Source organism: Martinezella multihospitum (genome assembly GCF_900094585.1).
Classification (GTDB): Bacteria; Pseudomonadota; Alphaproteobacteria; order Rhizobiales; family Rhizobiaceae; genus Rhizobium; species Rhizobium multihospitium.
This window is the reverse complement of sequence record NZ_FMAG01000006.1, coordinates 192,880-214,014: the sequence shown is the minus strand read 5'-3', so window position 1 is coordinate 214,014 and position 21,135 is coordinate 192,880. Positions and strand designations below refer to the sequence as shown.

20 protein-coding genes and 1 pseudogene are annotated in these 21,135 nt (G+C 59.8%); 19 read left to right on the top strand and 2 right to left on the bottom strand.

Features of this window, described 5'->3' with window-relative positions:
• Position 1: 1 nt before the first annotated feature.
• Both GA0061103_RS23795 and lpxB read left to right on the top strand, forming a co-directional pair.
• The gene (locus tag GA0061103_RS23795; RefSeq protein WP_092715534.1) at positions 2-883 is read left to right on the top strand and encodes an LpxI family protein; all 882 of its coding nucleotides are present in this window, start codon (positions 2-4) and stop codon (positions 881-883) included.
• Positions 880-2,061, top strand: coding sequence for a lipid-A-disaccharide synthase (lpxB, locus tag GA0061103_RS23790; protein WP_092715532.1), 1,182 nt, complete (start codon positions 880-882; stop codon positions 2,059-2,061). Before GA0061103_RS23795 ends, lpxB begins: the two co-directional genes overlap by 4 nt.
• 27 nt (positions 2,062-2,088) lie before the next feature.
• Here lpxB and gltA read toward each other — a convergent pair whose 3' ends face one another.
• Complete coding sequence (gene gltA, locus GA0061103_RS23785) at positions 2,089-3,378, bottom strand: citrate synthase (RefSeq protein ID WP_015339806.1); 1,290 nt, start codon at positions 3,376-3,378, stop codon at positions 2,089-2,091.
• A gap of 527 nt (positions 3,379-3,905) precedes the next feature.
• Between gltA and GA0061103_RS23780 the strand changes: the two genes are divergently transcribed.
• Positions 3,906-6,137: a ComEC/Rec2 family competence protein gene (locus tag GA0061103_RS23780; protein WP_245304862.1), complete on the top strand. Its 2,232-nt coding sequence runs from the start codon at positions 3,906-3,908 to the stop codon at positions 6,135-6,137.
• Here GA0061103_RS23780 and lexA read toward each other — a convergent pair.
• Positions 6,118-6,840 (bottom strand): transcriptional repressor LexA, encoded by a 723-nt coding sequence (lexA, locus tag GA0061103_RS23775; protein ID WP_047633298.1) that lies wholly within the window; start codon positions 6,838-6,840, stop codon positions 6,118-6,120. The two genes, GA0061103_RS23780 and lexA, sit on opposite strands and share 20 nt — an antisense overlap.
• Before the next feature lie 419 nt (positions 6,841-7,259).
• Between lexA and GA0061103_RS23770 the strand changes: the two genes are divergently transcribed.
• The 16 genes and pseudogenes from GA0061103_RS23770 (at position 7,260) to GA0061103_RS23695 (ending at position 21,127) form a co-directional block, all read left to right on the top strand.
• Entirely contained in the window at positions 7,260-8,147 is an 888-nt protein-coding gene (locus GA0061103_RS23770) for a VOC family protein (protein WP_092715529.1), read from the top strand.
• A complete protein-coding gene (gene kdsA / locus GA0061103_RS23765) occupies positions 8,144-8,983 on the top strand; it encodes a 3-deoxy-8-phosphooctulonate synthase (protein WP_092715527.1) in 840 nt (279 codons plus the stop codon). Before GA0061103_RS23770 ends, kdsA begins: the two co-directional genes overlap by 4 nt.
• Positions 8,984-9,131: 148 nt before the next feature.
• Positions 9,132-10,406: a phosphopyruvate hydratase gene (eno, locus tag GA0061103_RS23760; RefSeq protein ID WP_092715525.1), complete on the top strand. Its 1,275-nt coding sequence runs from the start codon at positions 9,132-9,134 to the stop codon at positions 10,404-10,406.
• Positions 10,407-10,624: 218 nt separating this feature from the next.
• Positions 10,625-10,936 (top strand): FtsB family cell division protein, encoded by a 312-nt coding sequence (locus tag GA0061103_RS23755; protein ID WP_092715523.1) that lies wholly within the window; start codon positions 10,625-10,627, stop codon positions 10,934-10,936.
• 157 nt (positions 10,937-11,093) lie between these two features.
• Positions 11,094-12,137 carry a pyruvate dehydrogenase (acetyl-transferring) E1 component subunit alpha gene (gene pdhA / locus GA0061103_RS23750; protein WP_092715521.1) on the top strand — a complete coding sequence of 348 codons (1,044 nt, stop codon included), beginning with the start codon at positions 11,094-11,096 and terminating at the stop codon, positions 12,135-12,137.
• A gap of 18 nt (positions 12,138-12,155) precedes the next feature.
• Entirely contained in the window at positions 12,156-13,541 is a 1,386-nt protein-coding gene (locus GA0061103_RS23745) for a pyruvate dehydrogenase complex E1 component subunit beta (RefSeq protein WP_092715519.1), read from the top strand.
• A 15-nt stretch (positions 13,542-13,556) separates the two neighbouring features.
• On the top strand, positions 13,557-14,933 hold the full coding sequence (locus tag GA0061103_RS23740) for a pyruvate dehydrogenase complex dihydrolipoamide acetyltransferase (protein ID WP_092715517.1): 1,377 nt from the start codon (positions 13,557-13,559) through the stop codon (positions 14,931-14,933).
• Positions 14,934-14,956: 23 nt separating this feature from the next.
• Complete coding sequence (locus tag GA0061103_RS23735; RefSeq protein ID WP_092715515.1) at positions 14,957-15,598, top strand: SGNH/GDSL hydrolase family protein; 642 nt, start codon at positions 14,957-14,959, stop codon at positions 15,596-15,598.
• A 52-nt stretch (positions 15,599-15,650) separates the two neighbouring features.
• Positions 15,651-17,096 (top strand): dihydrolipoyl dehydrogenase, encoded by a 1,446-nt coding sequence (lpdA, locus tag GA0061103_RS23730; protein WP_092715513.1) that lies wholly within the window; start codon positions 15,651-15,653, stop codon positions 17,094-17,096.
• Between the two features lie 55 nt (positions 17,097-17,151).
• Positions 17,152-17,406, top strand: coding sequence for a GlsB/YeaQ/YmgE family stress response membrane protein (locus GA0061103_RS23725; protein WP_092715511.1), 255 nt, complete (start codon positions 17,152-17,154; stop codon positions 17,404-17,406).
• A 34-nt stretch (positions 17,407-17,440) separates the two neighbouring features.
• Entirely contained in the window at positions 17,441-17,689 is a 249-nt protein-coding gene (locus GA0061103_RS23720) for a GlsB/YeaQ/YmgE family stress response membrane protein (RefSeq protein ID WP_092715509.1), read from the top strand.
• A 36-nt stretch (positions 17,690-17,725) separates the two neighbouring features.
• Positions 17,726-18,697, top strand: coding sequence for a lipoyl synthase (gene lipA, locus GA0061103_RS23715; RefSeq protein WP_092715507.1), 972 nt, complete (start codon positions 17,726-17,728; stop codon positions 18,695-18,697).
• 158 nt (positions 18,698-18,855) lie between these two features.
• On the top strand, positions 18,856-19,449 hold the full coding sequence (locus GA0061103_RS23710) for a P-loop NTPase family protein (RefSeq protein WP_092715505.1): 594 nt from the start codon (positions 18,856-18,858) through the stop codon (positions 19,447-19,449).
• Between the two features lie 24 nt (positions 19,450-19,473).
• Complete coding sequence (locus GA0061103_RS23705) at positions 19,474-20,052, top strand: P-loop NTPase family protein (RefSeq protein ID WP_425349541.1); 579 nt, start codon at positions 19,474-19,476, stop codon at positions 20,050-20,052.
• Positions 20,053-20,104: 52 nt separating this feature from the next.
• Positions 20,105-20,671: pseudogene (locus GA0061103_RS23700) on the top strand (P-loop NTPase family protein).
• A gap of 9 nt (positions 20,672-20,680) precedes the next feature.
• The gene (locus GA0061103_RS23695) at positions 20,681-21,127 is read left to right on the top strand and encodes a type II toxin-antitoxin system RatA family toxin (RefSeq protein WP_092715501.1); all 447 of its coding nucleotides are present in this window, start codon (positions 20,681-20,683) and stop codon (positions 21,125-21,127) included.
• Positions 21,128-21,135: the final 8 nt, after the last annotated feature.

Sequence of the window (21,135 nt, the reverse complement as noted above, 5' to 3'; positions counted from 1 at the left end):
GGTGGTTTCGGCCGGCCAAAACGGCAAGGGCAGGCTGGCGATCATCGCAGGTAGCGGTCTTTTGCCGGTTTATGTCGCTGACGCCGCCCGGCAGGCCGGTGAAAACCCCGTCATCATCGCTTTGACGGACGAGGCGGACCGAGATTGGTCCGCCTTCGATCATGCCAATCTTGGCGTCGGCAATTTTGCCGGCCTGGAAGCAATGTTCCGCCGACATGGCGTCGACCGCGTCGTCATGTCGGGTGGCGTGGCGCGGCGCCCCTCCTGGCGGCAGGTGCATCCGACCTGGCGCGTCATCAAGGAATTGCCCTCGACCATCCGCACCCTTCTTTCGGGTGGCGACAACGCCGTCCTGCAGATGGTCATTCGCCTGATCGAAGCCGGTGGCGTTCGCGTTGTCGGCGCACATGAAATTGCGCCTGATCTCCTGGCGACGACAGGTTCTCTGGGGAAAATCGCGCCAGTTGACGAAGATCTGCGCGATATTGCGCAGGGTGCCAAAGCCGCCGATGCGCTGGGGCTTCTGGATGTGGGGCAGGGCGCGGTCAGCGTCGGCGGCCGTGTCGTGGCGCTCGAAGGCGCCGAGGGCACGGACAAGATGATCGAGCGCGTTGCGGAGTTGCGCGCGGCAGGACGCATTTCCACGCGTCGGCGCGGCGTGCTCGTCAAGCTCTGCAAGCCGCAGCAGGATGTCCGGGCCGATTTGCCGTCGATCGGCGTCTCCACGGTGTTGAACGCTAAGAAGGCGGGCTTGGCAGGTGTTGCCGTCGAAGCCGGCAGGGCACTGATACTTGATCGGCCGGCTGTCATCGCCGCAGCCGACGAGGCCGGCATTTTCGTCTGCGGCATTGATCGTGGTCTGAGCGCGGAGGGCTTCATGTGAGCGCCGCGTCCTTGAAGCTCGCCGTCGTTGCCGGGGAAGTCTCCGGCGACCTGCTGGGTGGCGATCTCGTCGCGGCCTTGAAGCGACGTCATGATGGTCCGGTCGAGCTGGTGGGCGTCGGTGGCGAGGCACTGGAGGCACAGGGCCTGCATTCGCTTTTCGACTATTCCGAACTTTCGATCATGGGCTTCATCCAGGTCATCAAACGGCTGCCGAAGCTGCTGGCCCGCATCGGGCAGACGGCCGATGCGATCATTGCTGCAAAGCCAGATGTGCTTCTGATCATCGATAGCCCCGATTTCACTCATCGCGTTGCCAAGCGGGTGCGCAAGGCGTTGCCTGATCTGCCTGTGATCAATTACGTCTGTCCCAGCGTCTGGGCGTGGAAGGAATATCGCGCGCAGAAGATGCTCGCCTATGTCGACCATGTGCTGGCCGTCTTGCCCTTTGAACCCGCCGCAATGCAGCGCCTGAGCGGTCCGGCAACGACCTATGTCGGTCACCGCCTGACCGTCGATGCCAATCTTGTGGAGACGCGGCGCCAGCGCGCCTTGCGTGGCGCAACTGGCCCTGATACCAGCAAAACCATCCTCCTGCTGCCCGGATCGCGTGCATCGGAGATCCGGCAGCTGCTTCCGGTTTTTGAGCGGGCTACCGAAGAGCTTAGTCGGCGAAATGATGATGTTCGTCTTCTGCTGCCAACCGTGCCGCGGCAGGAGGCATTGGTTCGCTCTCTCGTCGAGACCTGGCAGGTCAAGCCGGATATTCTCGTGGGCCAGGATGCCAAGTGGAGCGCTTTTGCGCAGGCGGATGCCGCCATGGCCGCTTCAGGCACGGTAATCCTGGAGCTAGGGCTTGCTGGTGTGCCTGTCGTTTCGACTTACAAGACGGAATGGCTGGCGAGGTTCGTGATGTCGCGCATCAAGGTGTGGACAGCGGCCTTGCCGAACCTGATCGCCGATTACGCCGTCCTGCCTGAATTGATCAACGATGTTTTGCGGCCTGGCCTGCTTGCGCGATACATGGAGCGTCTTTCGAACGACACTCCCGAGCGCGCGGCTATGCTGGCAGGCTACGATCTGGTCTGGGAGCGAATGCAGACGGAGGTGCCGCCCGGCGACAAGGCGGCAGAGGTACTGCTGCAGGTTCTCGCCCATAAAAAAACCGGTCATCTCTGACCGGTTTTTTTGTTTCAATACCGAAGCTTAGCGCTTGGAAACAGGCACGTATTCGCGCAGCGGAGCGCCGGTGTAGAGCTGGCGCGGACGGCCGATGCGCTGATGCGGATCCTCGATCATTTCGTTCCACTGAGCGATCCAGCCGACGGTGCGGGCAAGAGCGAAGAGAACGGTGAACATGGTCGTGGGGAAGCCGAGAGCCTTCAGCGTGATGCCGGAGTAGAAATCGACGTTCGGGTACAGCTTCTTTTCGATGAAATATTCATCGGTCAGAGCGATGCGTTCTAGCTCGATTGCGATGTCGAGCAGCGGATCGTCCTTGATGCCGAGTTCGCCGAGAACTTCGTGCGCCGTCTTCTGCATGATCTTGGCGCGCGGATCGTAGTTCTTGTAGACGCGGTGGCCGAAGCCCATCAGACGGAACGGATCGTTCTTGTCCTTGGCGCGGGCGATGAATTCCGGAATGCGGTCGACCGTGCCGATTTCGTTCAGCATGTTCAATGCCGCTTCGTTGGCGCCGCCGTGAGCCGGTCCCCAGAGGCAGGCGATGCCTGCTGCGATACAGGCAAACGGATTGGCGCCGGAAGAACCAGCCAGGCGAACCGTCGAGGTCGAAGCGTTCTGCTCGTGATCGGCGTGGAGGATGAAGATGCGGTCCATGGCGCGGGCAAGCACCGGATTGACGACATATTCTTCGCAAGGAACGGCAAAGCACATGCGCAGGAAGTTCGACGCATAGTCGAGGTCGTTCTTCGGATAAACGAAGGGCTGGCCGATATGGTACTTGTAGGCCATGGCGGCAAGCGTCGGCATCTTGGCGATCATGCGCAGGCTAGCGACCATGCGCTGGTGCGGATCGGTGATATCAGTCGAGTCGTGATAGAAGGCAGAGAGCGCGCCAACACAGCCGCACATGACGGCCATCGGATGCGCGTCGCGGCGGAAGCCGGTGAAGAAGCGCGACATCTGCTCGTGCACCATCGTGTGGTGGGTCACGCGATAGTCGAAGTCCTTCTTCTGCGCTGCCGTCGGCAGTTCGCCGTAGAGAAGGAGGTAGCAAACTTCGAGGAAATCGCCGTGTTCGGCCAGCTGATCGATCGGATAGCCGCGGTGCAGCAGAACGCCTTCGTCGCCATCGATATAGGTAATGCTCGACTCGCACGACGCGGTGGAGGTGAAACCAGGATCGTAAGTGAAAGTGGAGGTGTTCTTATAAAGGGCACCAATATCAATGACACTCGGGCCGATGGTTCCGGTCTTGACCGGCAGGTCCACCGTCTTTTCACCCCAAGTTAGTTTCGCGCTTTGTTCCGTCATGCTGATCCTCCAAGATTTGGCGGGATTGACGCCATAAAAAGCGCCAAAAGGTTAAGCGACTACCGACTAGCTATATGATCCAGAGCCTAATGCCAAGTTATCCTAACGCTGAATTGTGCAATGCAGTATCAACTTTTGGGCACTGCAGAAGCGCCTTTAATTATGCTAGGCGGCGAAACCGGCCCAATTGAGCCCAGCTTGCGTCGATTTTGGTTGAATTCACCGCCTGCTGACGGCAAAAATCGCGCGAAAGCTGTAGTTTTGCGTGGGGGCGGCGGCGAGTGCCTAATTTGGAGGCATCCGAGCAGCGGAAAGAGGGTGGGGACGTTGCGGCGCTCTCGCAGCCTCGTCCTATTGTTGCCACGAATATCTTGCCTGCCGAAGTGCAGCGACGGGAACGGACGCAGGACCAGACGCGGCTGACATCTCGGCTGCTGCGGATATCAAGCCGCATTCGGCTTGGCACCGTTAGGTTGATCGAAGAAGAGGCGGCCCATGGTCGCGCGATCCTGCTTGCGCCGATCTATATGGGGCTTGGTGCAATTTTCTGGTTCAAGGCTGGCAGCGATCCGCCTTCACAGGCGGTTCTTGCAGGCCTGCTGGTCTTTACCAGTGGCTTTGCGCTCATGCGGGAGGCGGGCAGGCTGTTTCGCCATCTGCTTTTTGCCGGCATGCTCCTTTGTCTGGGCATGGCACTGGCGCAATGCGAAAGCTGGCGGGTTTCCACTGTCATGCTCGATTCGGCCGTGACGACGACTGTGACCGGTCAGATCGAGCGACGGGAATCCTATGACAATGGACGCTGGCGCTATGTTGTCCGCGTCGAGGCAACGGAAAAGCCATCCATCCGCCGCGCGCCGCAGCGGGTTACGATCTTCGTGCGCAAGCAGGCGGAGTCGTTCGATCTCGGTGATCGTATTCAGGGCAGGGCGCGGCTGACGCCTCCGGCCGGGCCAGCCCTGCTTGGCCTCAACGATTTCGCCTTCAGTTCCTATTTCAACGGTATCGGTGCGAACGGCTTTGCCTACGGAACGCCAGAATTATTGTCCCCGGCCGGTGATAATGCAGCCAGCTCTCTGATGGATACCGCCGATATCTGGCTGGCCGGCCTGCGCAACAGCATTGGCGACAGGATCAGGCAAACCTTGCCGGGAGATACCGGCGCCTTTGCAGCAGCGCTTGTCACCGATGAGAGACGCGCAATCTCCAAGGATACGACCGAAGCGCTGAGAATTGCCGGCCTGACCCATATTATCGCAATTTCCGGTCTGAACATGGCGCTGTCGGCCGGTATTTTCTATGTTGGTCTACGCTATTTGTTCAGCTTGTTTCCCGGTGTCGCGCAGGCTTGGCCGACCAAGAAATTCGCAGCCATCGGCGCGCTTCTCACTGTCACGGCCTATTACCTCATCTCCGGCTTCGGCGTATCCGCCGAGCGTGCCTTCATCATGATGGCGATCATGCTCGTGGCTGTGCTTTTCGATCGGCCATCGATCAGTCTGCGCAATGTCGCACTTTCAGCGATCATCATTCTTGTACTGTCGCCGTCGCAAGTGCTCGGCCCGAGTTTCCAGATGTCCTATGCGGCGACGCTGGCACTGGTGTCGGGCTATTCGCTATGGAAGCGGCGGCGGCATCGCGAAAACATTCTGCCGCGCGTCCGTCTATTAAGTCCACTATTGTTCGTCACGCGTTTCTTTGGGGGCGTGATGTCGACCTCATTCATCGGCGGCGCGTCGACGGCCATCTTCTCGATCGAGCATTTTCACCGGTTGGCGACATATGGCCTTGCCGCCAATCTCGCGGCTATGCCCATCGTCTCCTTTATCGTCATGCCATTCGGCATGGCGGCGATGCTGCTCATGCCGCTCGGTCTCGACGGACCTTTCTGGAAAGTCACCGGAGAGGGACTGGAGCTCGTCATCGTGATTGCAAGAACCGTGGCCGGTTGGGGAGGCGACATTACCTTCGGCCGCCAGCCCGCCTGGCTGATGCCGACATTCATTGTCGGCTTCCTGATCATGAGCATATTGCGGACCTGGCTTCGCCATCTGGGTCTGCTATTATTGCTTTCGTCCACGGGCTTGGCGGCATTCGGACCTGGCGTACCGAAACCCGACCTGATGATCTCCGAAGATGGCGTCCTGGTCGCGTTGCGCCAGGACGATATACTCGCGACCAATCGCGAGAGACCCCAGGCCTTCATTTTCGAACAATGGCAAAAGGCGCTGGTTGCGGCGGAACATCAGCCTCCGACCATGCTCCCTGCCGATAGCAGACTTCCACAGATCAGCAAGGCAGATCGTCATAAGCGATTGAACAGTGAAGAACAGAAGGCAGTCCGGACAGCGATGGAAGAGGCCTTGGACCGAACCTTGCAGGGCAGTTTCGCCTGCCAGAAAGGAGCATGGTGCGCAGCCATCCTCGAAAACGGCGCGATATTGGTCACGATCGAGAACGCAGCCTATTTGCCCTCAGCCTGCGATATGGCGAACATCGTCGTCACGCCAATCCGATTGCGGTTGGACCATTGCCGCTCGGGCGCGATGCTTATAACGGGTGCGACATTGCGCAAAACGGGATCCATCGAAATGGCGCTCACCACCGATAAACCCATCATCTCCGCCGCGTTCGAAAACCCGCAGCGGCCATGGACCAGGCATCGAACCTATGATTGGCGCACCGGCAAATTCGATGCACCAGTTGCGCAGGTGTCGCCAGTTATTGACAATTCGCCGGTCAGTGATAGCGACGAATAAGGCCGACGAGCTTGCCCTGAACCTTGACGCGATCTGGCCCGAAGATGCGGGTTTCATAGGCAGGGTTTGCGGCTTCCAGCGCGATCGAGGCACCCTTGCGACGGAAACGCTTCAACGTGGCCTCTTCATCGTCGACGAGTGCCACGACGATATCGCCGGGATTGGCCGTCGTCGAATTGCGGATGATGACCGTATCGCCGTCGAAAATTCCGGCGTCGATCATCGAATCCCCGCGAACTTCCAGCGCATAATGTTCGCCGGAGCCGAGCATGTCGGCGGGGACGGTAATATCGTGCGTATTGTTCTGGATGGCCGAGATCGGAACGCCGGCAGCGATGCGGCCCATCACGGGTACGGACGCCGAGCCATTGTGATCGTCATTTGCCACCTTCGGCGGAGCCGGCGGGGCAACGGGCTGCGGCTTGCCGAGGCTGCCTTCGATGACGCTCGGTGAAAAACCGCGGCGCGGCTGCAGGCTCGGATTATAGGCATCGGGAAGCTTGATGACTTCGAGCGCTCTGGCCCGGTTCGGCAGCCGGCGGATGAAGCCGCGCTCTTCCAGAGCCGTGATCAGGCGGTGAATGCCGGATTTGGATGCCAGATCCAGTGCATCCTTCATCTCGTCGAAAGATGGCGGCACACCGGATTCCTTCATGCGTTCGTGAATGAAGAGAAGCAGTTCCTGCTGCTTGCGCGTCAACATCGTCTTAGAACCCCAGAATCAAGAAAAGCGGTGAAACAAATCCAGAACGGACACTATATGTTCCATATGTGTTCCGCAAGTGCTTAAATTTCGGTAAAGCCTTGTGGGGTCAGTTAAATAATTACCATTTGCGAATGGATCGGCTCGGTACATCGGGGCGCTATATCTGCGTTAACCCACGGAAAAATATAGGAAATGCCGCTCTGCTCGCTTCCAGGACTTTGTCGTTCCGCCAGTGCACCCAGGATTTGGATGAATGCGGCGGGTCACTGCATAAGCCGGCTATGGGAGAGAATCGGCAATCACGTTTGCGAGATTGTCTTCGGTCCATGTCGTGTGCTTCGGGTGTTGCATGCTTCCATCTTGAATTGCTCGGGGGATGGGCGCAAATCTGCTTCCGCAAGCAAACAGGAGAAGTCATGGTTTCGCCCCCGCATCCGCTGGATCATCTCGTGTTGCCGACCGTCAACATCGCTCTGGCGCGCGAACGCCTTGGCAAGCTCGGTTTCACGGTGGCTCCGGATGCGCGCCATCCCTTTGGCACGCAGAATGCCTGCGTCTTCCTTGCCGATAAAACCTATCTCGAACCTCTGGGCGTCGCATCTCCGGAGCAATGCGAGAAGAGCATCGTGGATGGCAATGTTTTCGTCGCGCGCGACCAGGCTTATCGGTTCCGGGTGGGGGAGGATGGCTTCTCGGCCGTGGTATTCGGTACGGATGATGCGGTGGCGGATGAACAGCGTTTCAAAGCAGCCGCGATTTCGGCGGGGCAAATGCTGGATTTCTCCCGTCCGATGAAGATGCCGGATGGAACGGAAACCATGGCCGGCTTTCGTCTCGCCTTCGCCGCCGATCTGCGCGCGCCGGATTTTCTCGCTTTCTGCTGTCAGCGCATCAATCCGCTGCCGGCTGACCGCAGCGTGCTCGAGCGTCACGAGAACGGCGTGACCGGCATCGCGCGGGTAGCGCTTTGCGCGCCGAAGCCGGCGGTCTATCGCGGTTTTTTCGAGGAGGTCCTAGGTGGCCCGCACATTACGGAACATTCCTTTGGCCTGACGATCAGGGCCGCCAATGCCGATCTGGAGATTTTGACGCCGGAAGGAATGGAGGCATTCTATGATCTGCCTGTTCGCACAAACGATCCGGGGATCAGGGCGCGGGCAATCCTTTTCAAAACGCGCGATCTTTCCGTGACATCGTCGCATTTCACTGCTAACGGCGTCACCTATACGCGTAAGAACAATCGTATATTGGCAAGACTGGCGCCCGGTGAGGGCGCGCTGTTCGCCTTCGAGGAGATAGTATGAGCACGAATTCCGAAGTGACCGTCGGCGAAGGAGCCTCCAAGGTCCTCTTTTCCAACAGCGCGAAGCTCTCGCTGATTGCCGGCCCTTGCCAGATGGAAAGCCGCGATCATGCATTCATGGTTGCCGGCGTCCTGAAGGAGCTCTGCGGCAAGCTCGGCATCGGTCTTGTCTACAAGTCCTCCTTCGACAAGGCGAACCGCACATCGCTGTCGGGTAAACGCGGCATCGGCCTGGAAAAGGCACTGGAAGTCTTTGAAGACCTGAAGAAGGAATATGGCTTTCCGGTCCTGACCGACATCCACACGGAAGAGCAGTGCGCCATCGTTTCCAAGACGGTCGATATTCTTCAGATCCCGGCTTTCCTGTCACGCCAGACCGATCTTTTGGTTGCTGCCGCCAAGACCGGCCGCGTGGTCAACGTCAAGAAAGGCCAGTTCCTGGCGCCATGGGACATGAAGAACGTGCTCGCCAAGCTCAATGATAGCGGCAATCCGAACATCCTTCTTTGCGAGCGCGGCGCCTCCTTCGGCTATAACACCTTGGTTTCCGACATGCGCTCGCTGCCGATCATGGCGGCGATGGGCGCGCCTGTCGTCTTCGATGCGACCCATTCCGTGCAGCAGCCCGGCGGGCAGGGCGGCTCGACCGGCGGCGATCGTCGATTCGTCGAGACGCTGGCACGAGCGGCCGTTGCCGTCGGCGTTGCCGGTCTCTTCGTCGAGACGCACGAGGATCCGGACAATGCACCATCCGACGGCCCGAACATGGTCTATCTGAAGGACATGCCGCGGCTTCTGGAGAAGTTGCTGGCCTTCGACGCCATCGCCAAGGCCTGAAATGTAGCCGGCATTCAACAGGCTGACATGAATTTGCGTTACGGGCCTGCAGGAGTGCTAAATCGCGGCGCGGATCGCCATTGTAATTTCCGCGCCTTCGATTAAGACGATTTAAATCGATTTATAAACCAGCGAGCAGGAAGCTATCATGACCGCAATCACCGACATTATCGCCCGCGAGATTCTCGACAGCCGTGGCAATCCGACTGTCGAAGTCGATGTCTACCTCGAAGATGGCAGCTTGGGCCGCGCGGCGGTTCCGTCGGGCGCGTCGACCGGCGCGCATGAAGCCGTCGAGCTTCGCGATGGCGGCAAGCGCTATCATGGCAAGGGCGTCGAGAAGGCCGTCGAAGCCGTTAATTCGGAAATCTTCGACGCGATCGGCGGCATGGATGCCGAAAACCAGATCCAGCTCGACAACATCATGATCGAACTCGATGGCACGCCGAACAAGTCGCGTCTCGGCGCCAACGCCATCCTCGGCGTCTCGCTGGCCGTTGCCAAGGCTGCCGCCCAGAGCGCCAACCTGCCGCTCTACCGCTATGTCGGCGGCGCTCACGCCCGCCTGCTGCCCGTCCCGATGATGAACATCATCAACGGCGGCGCTCATGCCGACAACCCGATCGACTTTCAGGAATTCATGATCCTGCCGATCGGCGCCGAATCCATCCGCGACGCCGTTCGCATGGGCTCGGAAATCTTCCACGTTCTGAAGAAGGAACTGGCATCGCAGGGCCACAACACCAACGTCGGTGATGAAGGCGGCTTTGCACCGGGCCTCTCCAGCGCTCCGGCAGCTCTCGACTTCATCATGAAGTCCATCGAAAAGGCTGGCTACAAGCCGGGCGACGAAATCGCTCTCGGCCTCGATTGCGCTTCGACCGAATTCTTCAAGGACGGCAAGTACGTTCTCGAAGGCGAAGGCCGTACGCTGGAATCCGGCGCCATGGCTGAATACCTCGCAGAACTCGCAGCCAAGTACCCGATCGTCTCGATCGAAGACGGCATGGCTGAAGACGACTGGGAAGGCTGGAAGACGCTGACCGACCTGATCGGCAAGAAGACCCAGCTTGTCGGCGACGACCTGTTCGTCACCAACTCCGCTCGCCTGCGCGACGGTATCCACATGGGCGTTGCCAACTCGATCCTCGTCAAGGTCAACCAGATCGGATCGCTGACCGAGACCCTCGACGCCGTCGAGACCGCGCACAAGGCCAACTACACGGCCGTCATGTCGCACCGCTCGGGCGAAACGGAAGATTCCACGATTGCCGATCTCGCCGTTGCCACCAACTGCGGCCAGATCAAGACCGGCTCGCTGTCGCGCTCCGACCGTCTTGCCAAGTACAACCAGCTCATCCGCATCGAGGAAGCACTCGGCCCGCAGGCAAAATATGCCGGCCGCTCCATCCTTCGTGGTTGATATCTGATCTGTCGGATCCATCCGGATCCGCGGCAAAATTATCGCTTGGATCGAACCGCGCCTTCGGGCGCGGTATTTTGTTGGCCCTGGCAGTTAGAGTCAACGGACGGTTAATCTCTGTAGGTTAAATTAGCTCTAGGTGTTTGATTTGATGTGATCTTGTTCGAAGCGCATTGGCTTTGGGGAGATTGCCTAAAGCCAGAGCGTGACGAGCGAGTATGTGGACAAAGTATCATAAGAAGAGAAGGTTCGGCCGTCTCATCCTTCCCGCCATCACCATCGCTTTTGTGAGCTACTTCGGTTATCATTGCATCCATGGCGATTACGGCCTGAAGGCGACCGAGGTTTTCGAGCAGCGCCGCATCGATCGCGCCAAGGAATTGGCTGATCTCGTCGCCAAGCGCGAGCACCTTGAAAAAGAGGTTGCGCTGCTGAGTGACGGTTCTCTGGACAAGGATATGCTCGATCAATATGCGCGCTATCAGCTGACCTATTCCAAGACGAACGAGATCGTCATCTTCAACAAATAGCCACAATTAACCGAATTTCGGTTAATTGAGTTTTTGTGAGTTATATCAATAACTTGCAATGAATATGAGCCATGCAATTATAGCATTGCTGTGGCGAACAATCTTGCCTATGTTACGCCTCACCACAAAACGAGGCTACTCACACAGGGAGGGTTGAATGGCGCCGCGAAAGAACGCGACCGTTTCCAGCCGTAAGACAGCATCAAGGCCTGCCAAGGAAACCAATGGCGGCCCGATCGCAGATTTCGATCGTGATGCGGAGCTCAAGGCTTATCGTGAGATGCTCCTGATCCGCCGCTTCGAAGAGAAGGCGGGCCAGCTTTACGGCATGGGCTTCATCGGCGGCTTCTGTCACCTTTATATCGGCCAGGAGGCAGTCGTCGTCGGCATGCAGCTGGCGTTGAAGGATGGCGACCAGGTCATCACCGGCTATCGTGACCATGGCCATATGCTGGCGACCGGCATGAGCGCACGTGGCGTCATGGCCGAGTTGACCGGGCGCCAGGGCGGCTATTCCCGAGGGAAGGGCGGCTCCATGCACATGTTCTCCAAAGAAAAGAATTTCTACGGCGGCCATGGCATCGTCGGCGCCCAGGTTTCGCTCGGCACCGGTCTCGGCTTTGCCAACTGGTATCGCGGCAATGACAATGTCAGCGTCGCCTATTTCGGTGATGGCGCTGCCAACCAGGGCCAGGTCTACGAAAGCTTCAACATGGCGCAGCTCTGGAAGCTGCCCGTGATCTTCGTGATCGAAAACAACCGCTACGCCATGGGCACCTCGACCGCCCGCGCCACCGCGCAGGCCGATTTCTCCAAGCGCGGTGCTTCGTTCGGCATTCCCGGCATTCAGGTCGACGGCATGGACGTTCGCGCTGTCAAGGCTGCGGCTGATGAGGCCGTCGCGCATTGCCGCTCCGGCAAGGGCCCGATCATTCTGGAAATGCTGACCTACCGTTATCGCGGTCACTCCATGTCCGACCCGGCGAAATATCGTTCCAAGGACGAAGTGCAGAAGATGCGCTCGGAGCATGATCCGATCGAGCAGGTTCGTGCCCGCCTTATCGAAAAGGGCTGGGCGACCGAGGACGATCTGAAGGATATCGACAAGGATGTCCGCGACATCGTCGCAGACAGCGCCGATTTCGCCCAGAACGATCCGGAGCCGGATGCATCCGAGCTCTACACCGACATTCTGCTCTAAATCGGGGAGGGACGATCCATGCCCATAGACATTCTCATGCCCGCCCTTTCTCCGACGATGGAAGAGGGTACCCTATCGAAATGGCTCAAGAAGGAAGGCGACAAGGTCGTTTCCGGTGACGTCATTGCCGAAATCGAAACCGACAAGGCCACCATGGAAGTGGAAGCCGTCGACGAAGGCACGATCGGCAAGCTGCTGGTCGAAGCCGGCACCGAAGGCGTCAAGGTCAACGCCAAGATTGCCATCCTTTTGCAGGACGGTGAATCGGCCGACGCCATTTCGTCGGCCAAGGCTGCGCCCGTAGCTGAGCCGGCAAAGGCCGAGGCTCCTGCCGCCGCTCCGGCGCCCGCAGCTGCTGCACCGGTTCCGGCCAAGCCGAAGGCTGCCGCTCCTGCCGACCCGGAAGTTCCGGCCGGCACCGAAATGGTGTCGATGACAGTGCGTGAAGCATTGCGCGATGCCATGGCTGAGGAAATGCGCGCCAACCCGGACGTCTTCGTCATGGGTGAAGAAGTCGCCGAATACCAGGGTGCCTATAAGGTAACCCAGGGCCTGTTGCAGGAGTTCGGCGACCGCCGCGTCATCGACACGCCGATCACCGAGCATGGCTTTGCCGGTATCGGCGTCGGTGCCGCAATGGCCGGTCTTCGCCCGATCGTCGAGTTCATGACCTTCAACTTCGCCATGCAGGCGATCGACCAGATCATCAACTCCGCTGCCAAGACGCTCTACATGTCCGGCGGCCAGATGGGCGCTCCGATCGTCTTCCGCGGCCCGAACGGCGCTGCTGCGCGCGTCGGCGCTCAGCACAGCCAGGACTATGCGGCCTGGTACAGCCACATTCCCGGCCTCAAGGTCGTCATGCCTTACACGGCAGCCGACGCCAAGGGCCTGCTCAAGGCTGCCATCCGCGATCCGAACCCGGTCATCTTCCTCGAGAACGAAATCCTCTACGGTCAGCATTTCGATGTGCCGAAGCTCGATAATTTCGTTCTGCCGATCGGAAAGGCCCGCATCCATCGTCCGGGCAAGGACGTGACCGTTGTCTCCTTCGGCATCGGCATGACCTATGCCACGAAGGCTGTTGCCGAACTGGAAGCCCAGGGCATCGACGTCGAACTCATCGACCTGCGCACCATCCGTCCGATGGACCTTCCGACGATCATCGAGTCGGTCAAGAAGACCGGCCGTCTGGTCACCGTCGAGGAAGGCTATCCGCAGTCCTCCGTCGGCACGGAAATCGCCACCCGCGTCATGCAGCAGGCTTTCGATTATCTCGATGCGCCGATCCTGACGATCGCTGGCAAGGACGTACCCATGCCATACGCCGCCAACCTCGAAAAGCTGGCGCTCCCGAGCGTCGCCGAAGTGGTCGATGCGGTGAAGGCCGTTTGCTACAAGTAAGGGGAGGGCTCATCGATGCCTATCAACATCACTATGCCTGCCCTCTCGCCGACCATGGAAGAGGGCAACCTCGCCAAGTGGCTGGTCAAGGAAGGCGACAAGATCAAGTCCGGCGATGTGATCGCCGAGATCGAGACTGACAAGGCAACGATGGAAGTCGAGGCCGTCGATGAAGGCACCGTCGCCAAGATCGTCGTTCCCGCCGGCACCGAAGGCGTCAAGGTCAATGCCCTGATTGCCGTGCTCGCTGCCGATGGTGAAGATGTCGCGGCTGCAGCGTCCGGCGCTGGCGCCGCTGCTGCTCCGGCTGCAAAGGAAGCACCGAAGGCAGAAGCGGCTCCGGCCGCGGTACCTGCTGCCGCCCCGGCCCCGGCAAGCGTTTCGGCTCCTGCCGCATCTGCTCCGGCACCCGCTGCATCGGCTCCGGCAGCGAACGACGGTCAGCGCACCTTCGCTTCGCCGCTCGCTCGCCGCCTTGCCAAGGAAGCCGGTATTGACGTGACGGCAGTTTCCGGTACCGGCCCGCATGGTCGTGTCATCAAGAAGGATGTCGAAGCTGCAGTTTCCGGTGGCGCCGCCAAGGCAGCTCCTGCAGCCGCACCGGCTGCTCAGCCTGCCGCTGCCGCCGCTGCTCCGGCAGCGCCGAAGGGCATGTCCGACGACGCCGTCCTCAAGCTGTTCGAGCAGGGTTCCTACGAGCTCGTGCCGCATGACGGCATGCGCAAGACCATCGCCAAGCGCCTGCAGGAATCCAAGCAGACCATCCCGCACTTCTACGTCTCGGTCGATTGCGAACTCGACGCGCTGCTGGCGCTCCGCACGCAGCTCAACGATTCCGCGCCGAAGTCGAAGGACGGCGTGCCGGCCTACAAGCTCTCGGTCAACGACATGGTCATCAAGGCCCTGGCGCTGGCACTGCGCGATGTCCCGGATGCCAACGTGTCCTGGACCGACAGCGCCATGGTCAAGCACAAGCATGCCGATGTCGGCGTTGCTGTCTCCATTCCGGGCGGCCTGATCACGCCGATCATCCGCAGCGCCGAGCAGAAGACGCTCTCCACCATCTCCAACGAGATGAAGGACTACGGCAAGCGCGCCAAGGAGCGCAAGCTGAAGCCCGAGGAGTATCAGGGCGGTACGACTGCCGTGTCGAACATGGGCATGATGGGCGTCAAGAACTTCGCCGCCGTCGTCAACCCGCCGCATGCGACCATCCTGGCTGTCGGCGCGGGTGAGCAGCGCGTCATCGTGAAGAAGGGCGAAATGGTGATTGCCAACGTGATGACCGTCACGCTGTCGACCGACCACCGCGCCGTCGACGGTGCGCTCGGCGCCAAGCTCCTGGCAGCCTTCAAGGGCTACATCGAAAATCCGATGGGGATGCTCGTCTGAGCCTTGATGACACGGAGGCATGAATGACCAAGACTGTTCTGTGTTACGGCGACTCGCTGACATGGGGCTACAGTGCCGAAACGGTCGGCCGTCATGCCTATGAAGATCGGTGGCCGAGCGTGCTGCAAAAGGCGCTCGGCGACCAGGTGCGCGTGATACCGGAAGGATTGAACGGCCGCACGACGGCATTCGACGATCATCTCGCCGATTGCGACCGCAACGGCGCGAGGATCCTGCCGACGATCCTGCAGTCTCATAATCCGCTTGATCTCGTCATCATCATGCTGGGCACCAATGACATGAAGCCGGTCGTGGCCGGCTCGGCCTTTGCTGCTCTTCAAGGCATTAGCCGGTTGGTGCAACTGGTTCGCAATCACGCCTGGGGATTCGACTACGAGGTGCCCGACATCCTCATCGTCGCCCCGCCGGCGATCACCGAGACGGCCAATGCAGCCTTTGCGGCAAGCTTTCTCGGTGCCGTCAAGGAATCGAACAAGCTGCCGACGCTCTATAGCGATCTGGCCGACGAGTTGGGCTGCGGTTTCTTCGATGCCAATACGGCCGCCGTCACCACACCGCTTGATGGCGTGCATCTCGATGCGGAAAACACCCGGGCGCTCGGTCGCGGCCTCGAGCCGATCGTGCGGATGATGCTCGGTCTCTGATACAGTCAAGGCGCCGGCTTCGATCCGCCGCCAGCAATAAGGCAGGAAACACATGGCTGAGAATTACGACGTCATTATCATCGGCTCCGGTCCCGGCGGTTATGTCGCCGCTGTGCGCGCCGGCCAGCTTGGCCTCAAGACCGCGATCGTCGAGCGCGAGCATCTGGGCGGCATCTGCCTCAACTGGGGCTGCATTCCCACAAAGGCGCTGCTGCGTTCGGCCGAAATTCTCGATCATTCCAACCATCTGAAGGATTACGGCCTCGTGCTCGAAGGCAAGGTGAGCGCGGATGTGAAGGCAGTCGTTGCCCGCTCGCGCGGCGTTTCCGCCCGCCTGAATACCGGCGTCGGCTTCCTGATGAAGAAGAACAAGGTCGACGTCATCTGGGGCGAAGCCAAGATCACCAAGCCGGGCGAGATCGTCGTCGGCAAGTCGACCAAGCCTGTTGTTGAGCCGCAGCATCCGCTGCCGAAGAACGTCAAGGGCGAGGGCACTTACACTGCCAAGCACATCATCGTCGCGACGGGCGCCCGTCCGCGTGCTCTGCCCGGCATCGAGCCGGACGGCAAGCTGATCTGGACCTATTTCGAAGCGCTGAAGCCGGACTTCCTGCCGAAGTCGCTGCTGGTCATGGGCTCTGGCGCGATCGGCATCGAATTCGCTAGCTTCTATCGCTCGATGGGTGTTGACGTCACCGTCGTCGAAGTCATGCCGACCATCATGCCGGTCGAAGACGCCGAAATCTCCGGCATCGCTCGCAAGCAGCTCGAAAAGCGCGGCCTGAAGATCTTCACCAAGGCGAAGGTCATCAAGGTCGACAAGGCTGCCAACTCGATCACCGCCCATGTCGAAACTGAAGACGGCAAGGTACAGCAGATCGTTGCCGATCGCATGATTTCGGCTGTCGGCGTGCAGGGCAATATCGAAAACCTCGGCCTCGAGGCGCTTGGCGTGAAGACCGACCGTGGCTGCGTCGTCATCGACGGCTACGGCAAGACCAATGTTCCAGGCATCTACGCCATCGGCGATGTCGCCGGCCCGCCGATGCTCGCCCACAAGGCCGAGCACGAGGGCGTCGTCTGCATCGAGAAGATCGCCGGTCTGCCGAACGTTCATCCGACCGACAAGGGCAAGGTTCCCGGCTGCACTTATTGCCATCCGCAGGTCGCCTCCGTCGGCCTCACGGAAGCCAAGGCCAAGGAACTCGGCCGCGATATCCGCGTCGGCCGCTTCTCCTTCGTTGCTAACGGCAAGGCGATCGCGCTCGGTGAAGACCAGGGCCTCTGCAAGGTCATCTTCGACAAGAAGACCGGCGAGCTTCTGGGTGCGCACATGGTCGGCGCCGAAGTCACCGAACTCATCCAGGGCTTTGTCGTCGCCATGAACCTGGAAACGACGGAAGAAGAACTGATGCATACGATCTTCCCGCATCCGACCGTTTCGGAAACGATGAAGGAAGCCGTGCTGGACGCCTATGGCCGAGTGCTGAACGCTTGATAATTTCCTGCCATGCCCTTTATCCAGGGGGTGGAAAACAGGAAAGGAAATCAACATGTCTATCGCTACGGAAGGTTGGATCGTCTTTCTTCTCATCGGGCTGGTCGCGGGTTTTCTCGCGAGCCTGATCGTCGGAGGAGGCGGGCTCATCGGTTGCCTGGTGAGTGGCGTGATCGGGGCTTTCGTCGGTGGTTTCCTGTTCCATTATTTCGGGATATCGCTCGGCATTCAAAATGCTCTGGTCGTGGAAGTCATCCATGCCACGGTCGGCGCGATTATCGTGGTGCTGTTGGCGAGACTGATCGTCTAGGGCATCTTGGCAATAGGTCTGGAACGAGGGTTTGATGGAAAGTGTCGGTTGGCTGGGTCTGATCATCATCGGCGGTCTTGCGGGCTGGCTCGCGGGCAAGCTGATGGACGCACGCTATGGCATTATTCTCAACATCATCCTCGGCATTGCCGGCTCGGTCGTTGCTGCGGGGCTTCTGGTGGCCCTGCATGTCGGCGTCCCGGGCGGCCGGCTCGGCTTTTTCATCACCGGTTTCATCGGTGCATGCATTCTGATATTCCTCGCCAAATTCGCTCGGCGATGAAGGGCCGCATTTCAAGCGGCGGAAAGTAGACGTTTCATGGTCACCATTCTCGACACGATCAACCCGGACGCCAAGCGCGTGCGACATCCGGAAAAGGCGCATCGGCCTGACACCGAAGTCCTGCGCAAGCCGGACTGGATCCGCGTGAAGGCGCCGACATCGAAGGGCTATGCCGAAACCCGCTCGATCGTGAAGGAGCATAAGCTCGTCACGGTCTGCGAAGAAGCTGGCTGCCCGAACATCGGCGAGTGCTGGGACAAGAAGCACGCCACCTTCATGATCATGGGCGAGATCTGTACGCGTGCCTGTTCCTTCTGCAATGTCTCGACCGGCAAGCCGAACGCGCTCGACATGGCCGAGCCGGAAAACGTCGCCAAGGCCGTCAAGGAGATGGGCCTCAGCCACGTCGTCATCACCTCGGTCGACCGTGACGATCTGGAAGACGGCGGCGCCGAGCATTTCGAAAAGGTGATCTGGGCGATCCGCGCTGCTTCGCCGGCAACCACGATCGAGATCCTAACGCCGGACTTCCTCAAGAAGCCGGGCGCTCTGGAGCGTGTCGTCGCCGCCAAGCCCGATGTCTTCAATCACAATCTGGAAACCGTGCCGGGGAACTACCTGAAGGTTCGTCCCGGCGCGCGCTACTTCCATTCCGTTCGTCTGCTGCAGCGGGTCAAGGAACTTGATCCCACCATGTTCACCAAATCTGGCATCATGGTCGGCCTCGGTGAGGAGCGTAACGAAGTCCTGCAGCTGATGGATGACCTGCGCACCGCCGATGTCGATTTCCTGACCATCGGCCAGTATCTGCAGCCGACGCGCAAGCATCACCAGGTGATGAGCTTCGTCACGCCGGAAGAGTTCAAGTCCTACGAAACCGTGGCTTACACGAAGGGCTTTCTGATGGTCGCTTCGAGCCCGCTGACGCGCTCCTCGCACCACGCCGGCGACGATTTCGAGCGTCTGCGCGCCGCCCGCGAAAAGAAGCTGCTGCTGGCCGCCGAATAAGCCCAGCCGAACTGAATTTGCCTTTTGAACGGACCGCGGTGCGAGTGCGCCGCGGTTTTTCTTTGTTCCGTCATTTATTTGTCATCGACGCGGCCTAGGGAACACGCCGCCGTTTGTCACCGGTATCGGCGCTTTCGATTCGACTATGGAGCTGTACCGTGGAGCAGACCGTCGCGCCGCAGGCGCTTTCCCGTGCTGTCGATATTGGTGAGGCGGCTCGCATCCTCGAAAAGGCGGATAGAATTCTCATCATCGGTTGCTCCGGCACTGGCAAGAGCACGCTGGCGCAAGTGATCGCCTCCTTGCGCGGACTGACCTATGTTTCGATGGATCGCGACATCTTCTGGCTACCGGGCTGGAAGATGCGGCCACGTCCGGAGGCGATCTCGCTGATCGAGCAGGCGGTCGCCGGGCCGCGTTGGATCATCGACGGCAACAGCCCCGGAACCCTGCCACTGAGGTTGCCGCGCACGGATATCGTCATTTGGCGAAGGCCGCCACGGCATGTGGCCTTGCGCGGCGTGATTTCACGCTGGCTACGCTACAGGGGCCGTTCGCGCCCGGAAATGGCGCCAGGGTGTCCGGAGCGGCTGGACTGGAAGTTTTTGCGCTACATCTGGACATTCGAGCGTGACGAGGCGCCGCAGTTTCAGGAGATGCTGGCGCGGCACGGCAACAACGTGCCTGTCGTGACGCTGAAATCCTACCGCGACGGCGAGGAGCTGTTGTCGTGTCTGCGAAGCAAGACCTGAGAGGCAGCCATGGACCATATCACGATGCCGACATTGCGCAGTGAGATACGCGATCTTGGCGTGGCTGCCGATCACGTCCGCAATGCGAACCGCATCCTTGTCATGGGGTGTTCCGGCGGTGGAAAATCGACCCTGTCGCAGAAGATCGCCACCCGCTTCGGCCTTGCCTATGTCTCGATCGATCGCGACGTCTTGTGGCTCCCGGGCTGGGTTGAGCGCGCAAAGGACGAGCAGCGCGCCATTATCATCACCAAGGTTCAGGAAGAGCGATGGATCCTGGATGGCACCAATCCATCCACATTCGATGTTCGCCTGCCGCGTACCGATCTCGTCATCTGGGTACGGATGCCACGGCTGCTGTGCATTTGGGGCGTAATCTCTCGCTGGATCAGATGGATGGGCCGCACGCGCCCGGAAATGGCGCCGGGCTGTATCGAGAAGGTCGATTGGGAATTTCTGCGCTTCATCTGGACGTTCGAGGAAAAATTCGCGCCGCGCGTCACGGCCGGCCTTGCTCAGCACGGGCCTGATGTGCCTGTCCTTCAATTGACCAGTCGCCGGCAAATGAGTGAATTGCTCGATTTGCTCGCAAAACCGACATAGGCGTTTCCAGACATTCAAATTATTGTGCTCGTTCGGTTGCCGGAGGTGACATATGCGGGAATTGAGCAGCATAGCAGAGGGCGCGGCCTATCTTAGGGTGGCTGATCGTATCCTCATCATGGGCTGCTCTGGCGGCGGCAAGTCGACATTGGCCCAAAAGATCGTTGCTTTTCTGGATTTGCCCTACGCCTCCATGGACCGGGAGTTTTTCTGGCTGCCGGGCTGGGTGAAGCGAGACAAGGTTGAGAAACGTGCGCTTATTGCGGTGAAGGTTGCTGAGGATCGTTGGCTGATCGACGGCACGGGACCTTCCAGCTTCGATCTCAGATTGCCGCGTACCGAACTTGTGCTCTGGGTGCGCGTGCCGCGCTGGATTTGCATGTGGGGCGCTTTGTCGAGGGCGCTGCGATGGCTGGGGCGGTCGCGCCCCGACATGGCCCCAGGGTGCCCCGAGCGCATCGATTGAGAGTTTCTGCGCTACATATGGGATTGGGAGCAGAAATTTGCGCCAAAAGTTATGGCCGGCCTGGCGCAGCATGGACCCGATGTGCCGGTTTTGCAGCTGAAATCCCGCGGCGAAATGCGTCAGCTTCTTGATCTTCTTGGCCGTCCTGCTTAATTGCGGCTCATGCCTCAATTCGAAACCCATCGCCCCGTTCCGCATTCGCCCGACCAGATGTTCGACCTCGTTGCCGATGTGGAACGCTATCCGGAATTCCTGCCGCTTTGCGAGGCGCTTACGGTCCGCAGCCGCAAGGAGCGTGACGGCAAGACCCTGCTGATTGCCGACATGACCGTCGGCTACAAGGCGATCCGCGAGACCTTTACGACGCAGGTGCTGTTGAACAAGGTCGAGCGGGCGATCGATGTGAAATATATCGATGGCCCATTCAAGTATCTCGACAATCGCTGGCGCTTCGCGCCGTCCGAAAATGGCGGCTGCAGCATCGATTTCTTCATCGATTACGAATTCAAGAGCCGCATCCTCGGCGCCCTGATGGGATCGATGTTCGATCGCGCCTTCCGGATGTTCACGGATGCCTTCGAGACGCGCGCCAACAAGATCTACGCCTGAAGCTGCGT

Coding starts and splice junctions, on each gene's coding strand:
- gltA (WP_015339806.1), bottom strand. CDS start 3,378: ATGACGGAACAAAGCGCGAAACTAACTTGGGGTGAAAAGACGGTGGAC.
- GA0061103_RS23780 (WP_245304862.1), top strand. CDS start 3,906: ATGGGGCTTGGTGCAATTTTCTGGTTCAAGGCTGGCAGCGATCCGCCT.
- lexA (WP_047633298.1), bottom strand. CDS start 6,840: ATGTTGACGCGCAAGCAGCAGGAACTGCTTCTCTTCATTCACGAACGC.
- GA0061103_RS23770 (WP_092715529.1), top strand. CDS start 7,260: ATGGTTTCGCCCCCGCATCCGCTGGATCATCTCGTGTTGCCGACCGTC.
- kdsA (WP_092715527.1), top strand. CDS start 8,144: ATGAGCACGAATTCCGAAGTGACCGTCGGCGAAGGAGCCTCCAAGGTC.
- eno (WP_092715525.1), top strand. CDS start 9,132: ATGACCGCAATCACCGACATTATCGCCCGCGAGATTCTCGACAGCCGT.
- GA0061103_RS23755 (WP_092715523.1), top strand. CDS start 10,625: ATGTGGACAAAGTATCATAAGAAGAGAAGGTTCGGCCGTCTCATCCTT.
- pdhA (WP_092715521.1), top strand. CDS start 11,094: ATGGCGCCGCGAAAGAACGCGACCGTTTCCAGCCGTAAGACAGCATCA.
- GA0061103_RS23745 (WP_092715519.1), top strand. CDS start 12,156: ATGCCCATAGACATTCTCATGCCCGCCCTTTCTCCGACGATGGAAGAG.
- GA0061103_RS23740 (WP_092715517.1), top strand. CDS start 13,557: ATGCCTATCAACATCACTATGCCTGCCCTCTCGCCGACCATGGAAGAG.
- GA0061103_RS23735 (WP_092715515.1), top strand. CDS start 14,957: ATGACCAAGACTGTTCTGTGTTACGGCGACTCGCTGACATGGGGCTAC.
- lpdA (WP_092715513.1), top strand. CDS start 15,651: ATGGCTGAGAATTACGACGTCATTATCATCGGCTCCGGTCCCGGCGGT.
- GA0061103_RS23725 (WP_092715511.1), top strand. CDS start 17,152: ATGTCTATCGCTACGGAAGGTTGGATCGTCTTTCTTCTCATCGGGCTG.
- GA0061103_RS23720 (WP_092715509.1), top strand. CDS start 17,441: ATGGAAAGTGTCGGTTGGCTGGGTCTGATCATCATCGGCGGTCTTGCG.
- lipA (WP_092715507.1), top strand. CDS start 17,726: ATGGTCACCATTCTCGACACGATCAACCCGGACGCCAAGCGCGTGCGA.
- GA0061103_RS23705 (WP_425349541.1), top strand. CDS start 19,474: ATGCCGACATTGCGCAGTGAGATACGCGATCTTGGCGTGGCTGCCGAT.
- GA0061103_RS23695 (WP_092715501.1), top strand. CDS start 20,681: ATGCCTCAATTCGAAACCCATCGCCCCGTTCCGCATTCGCCCGACCAG.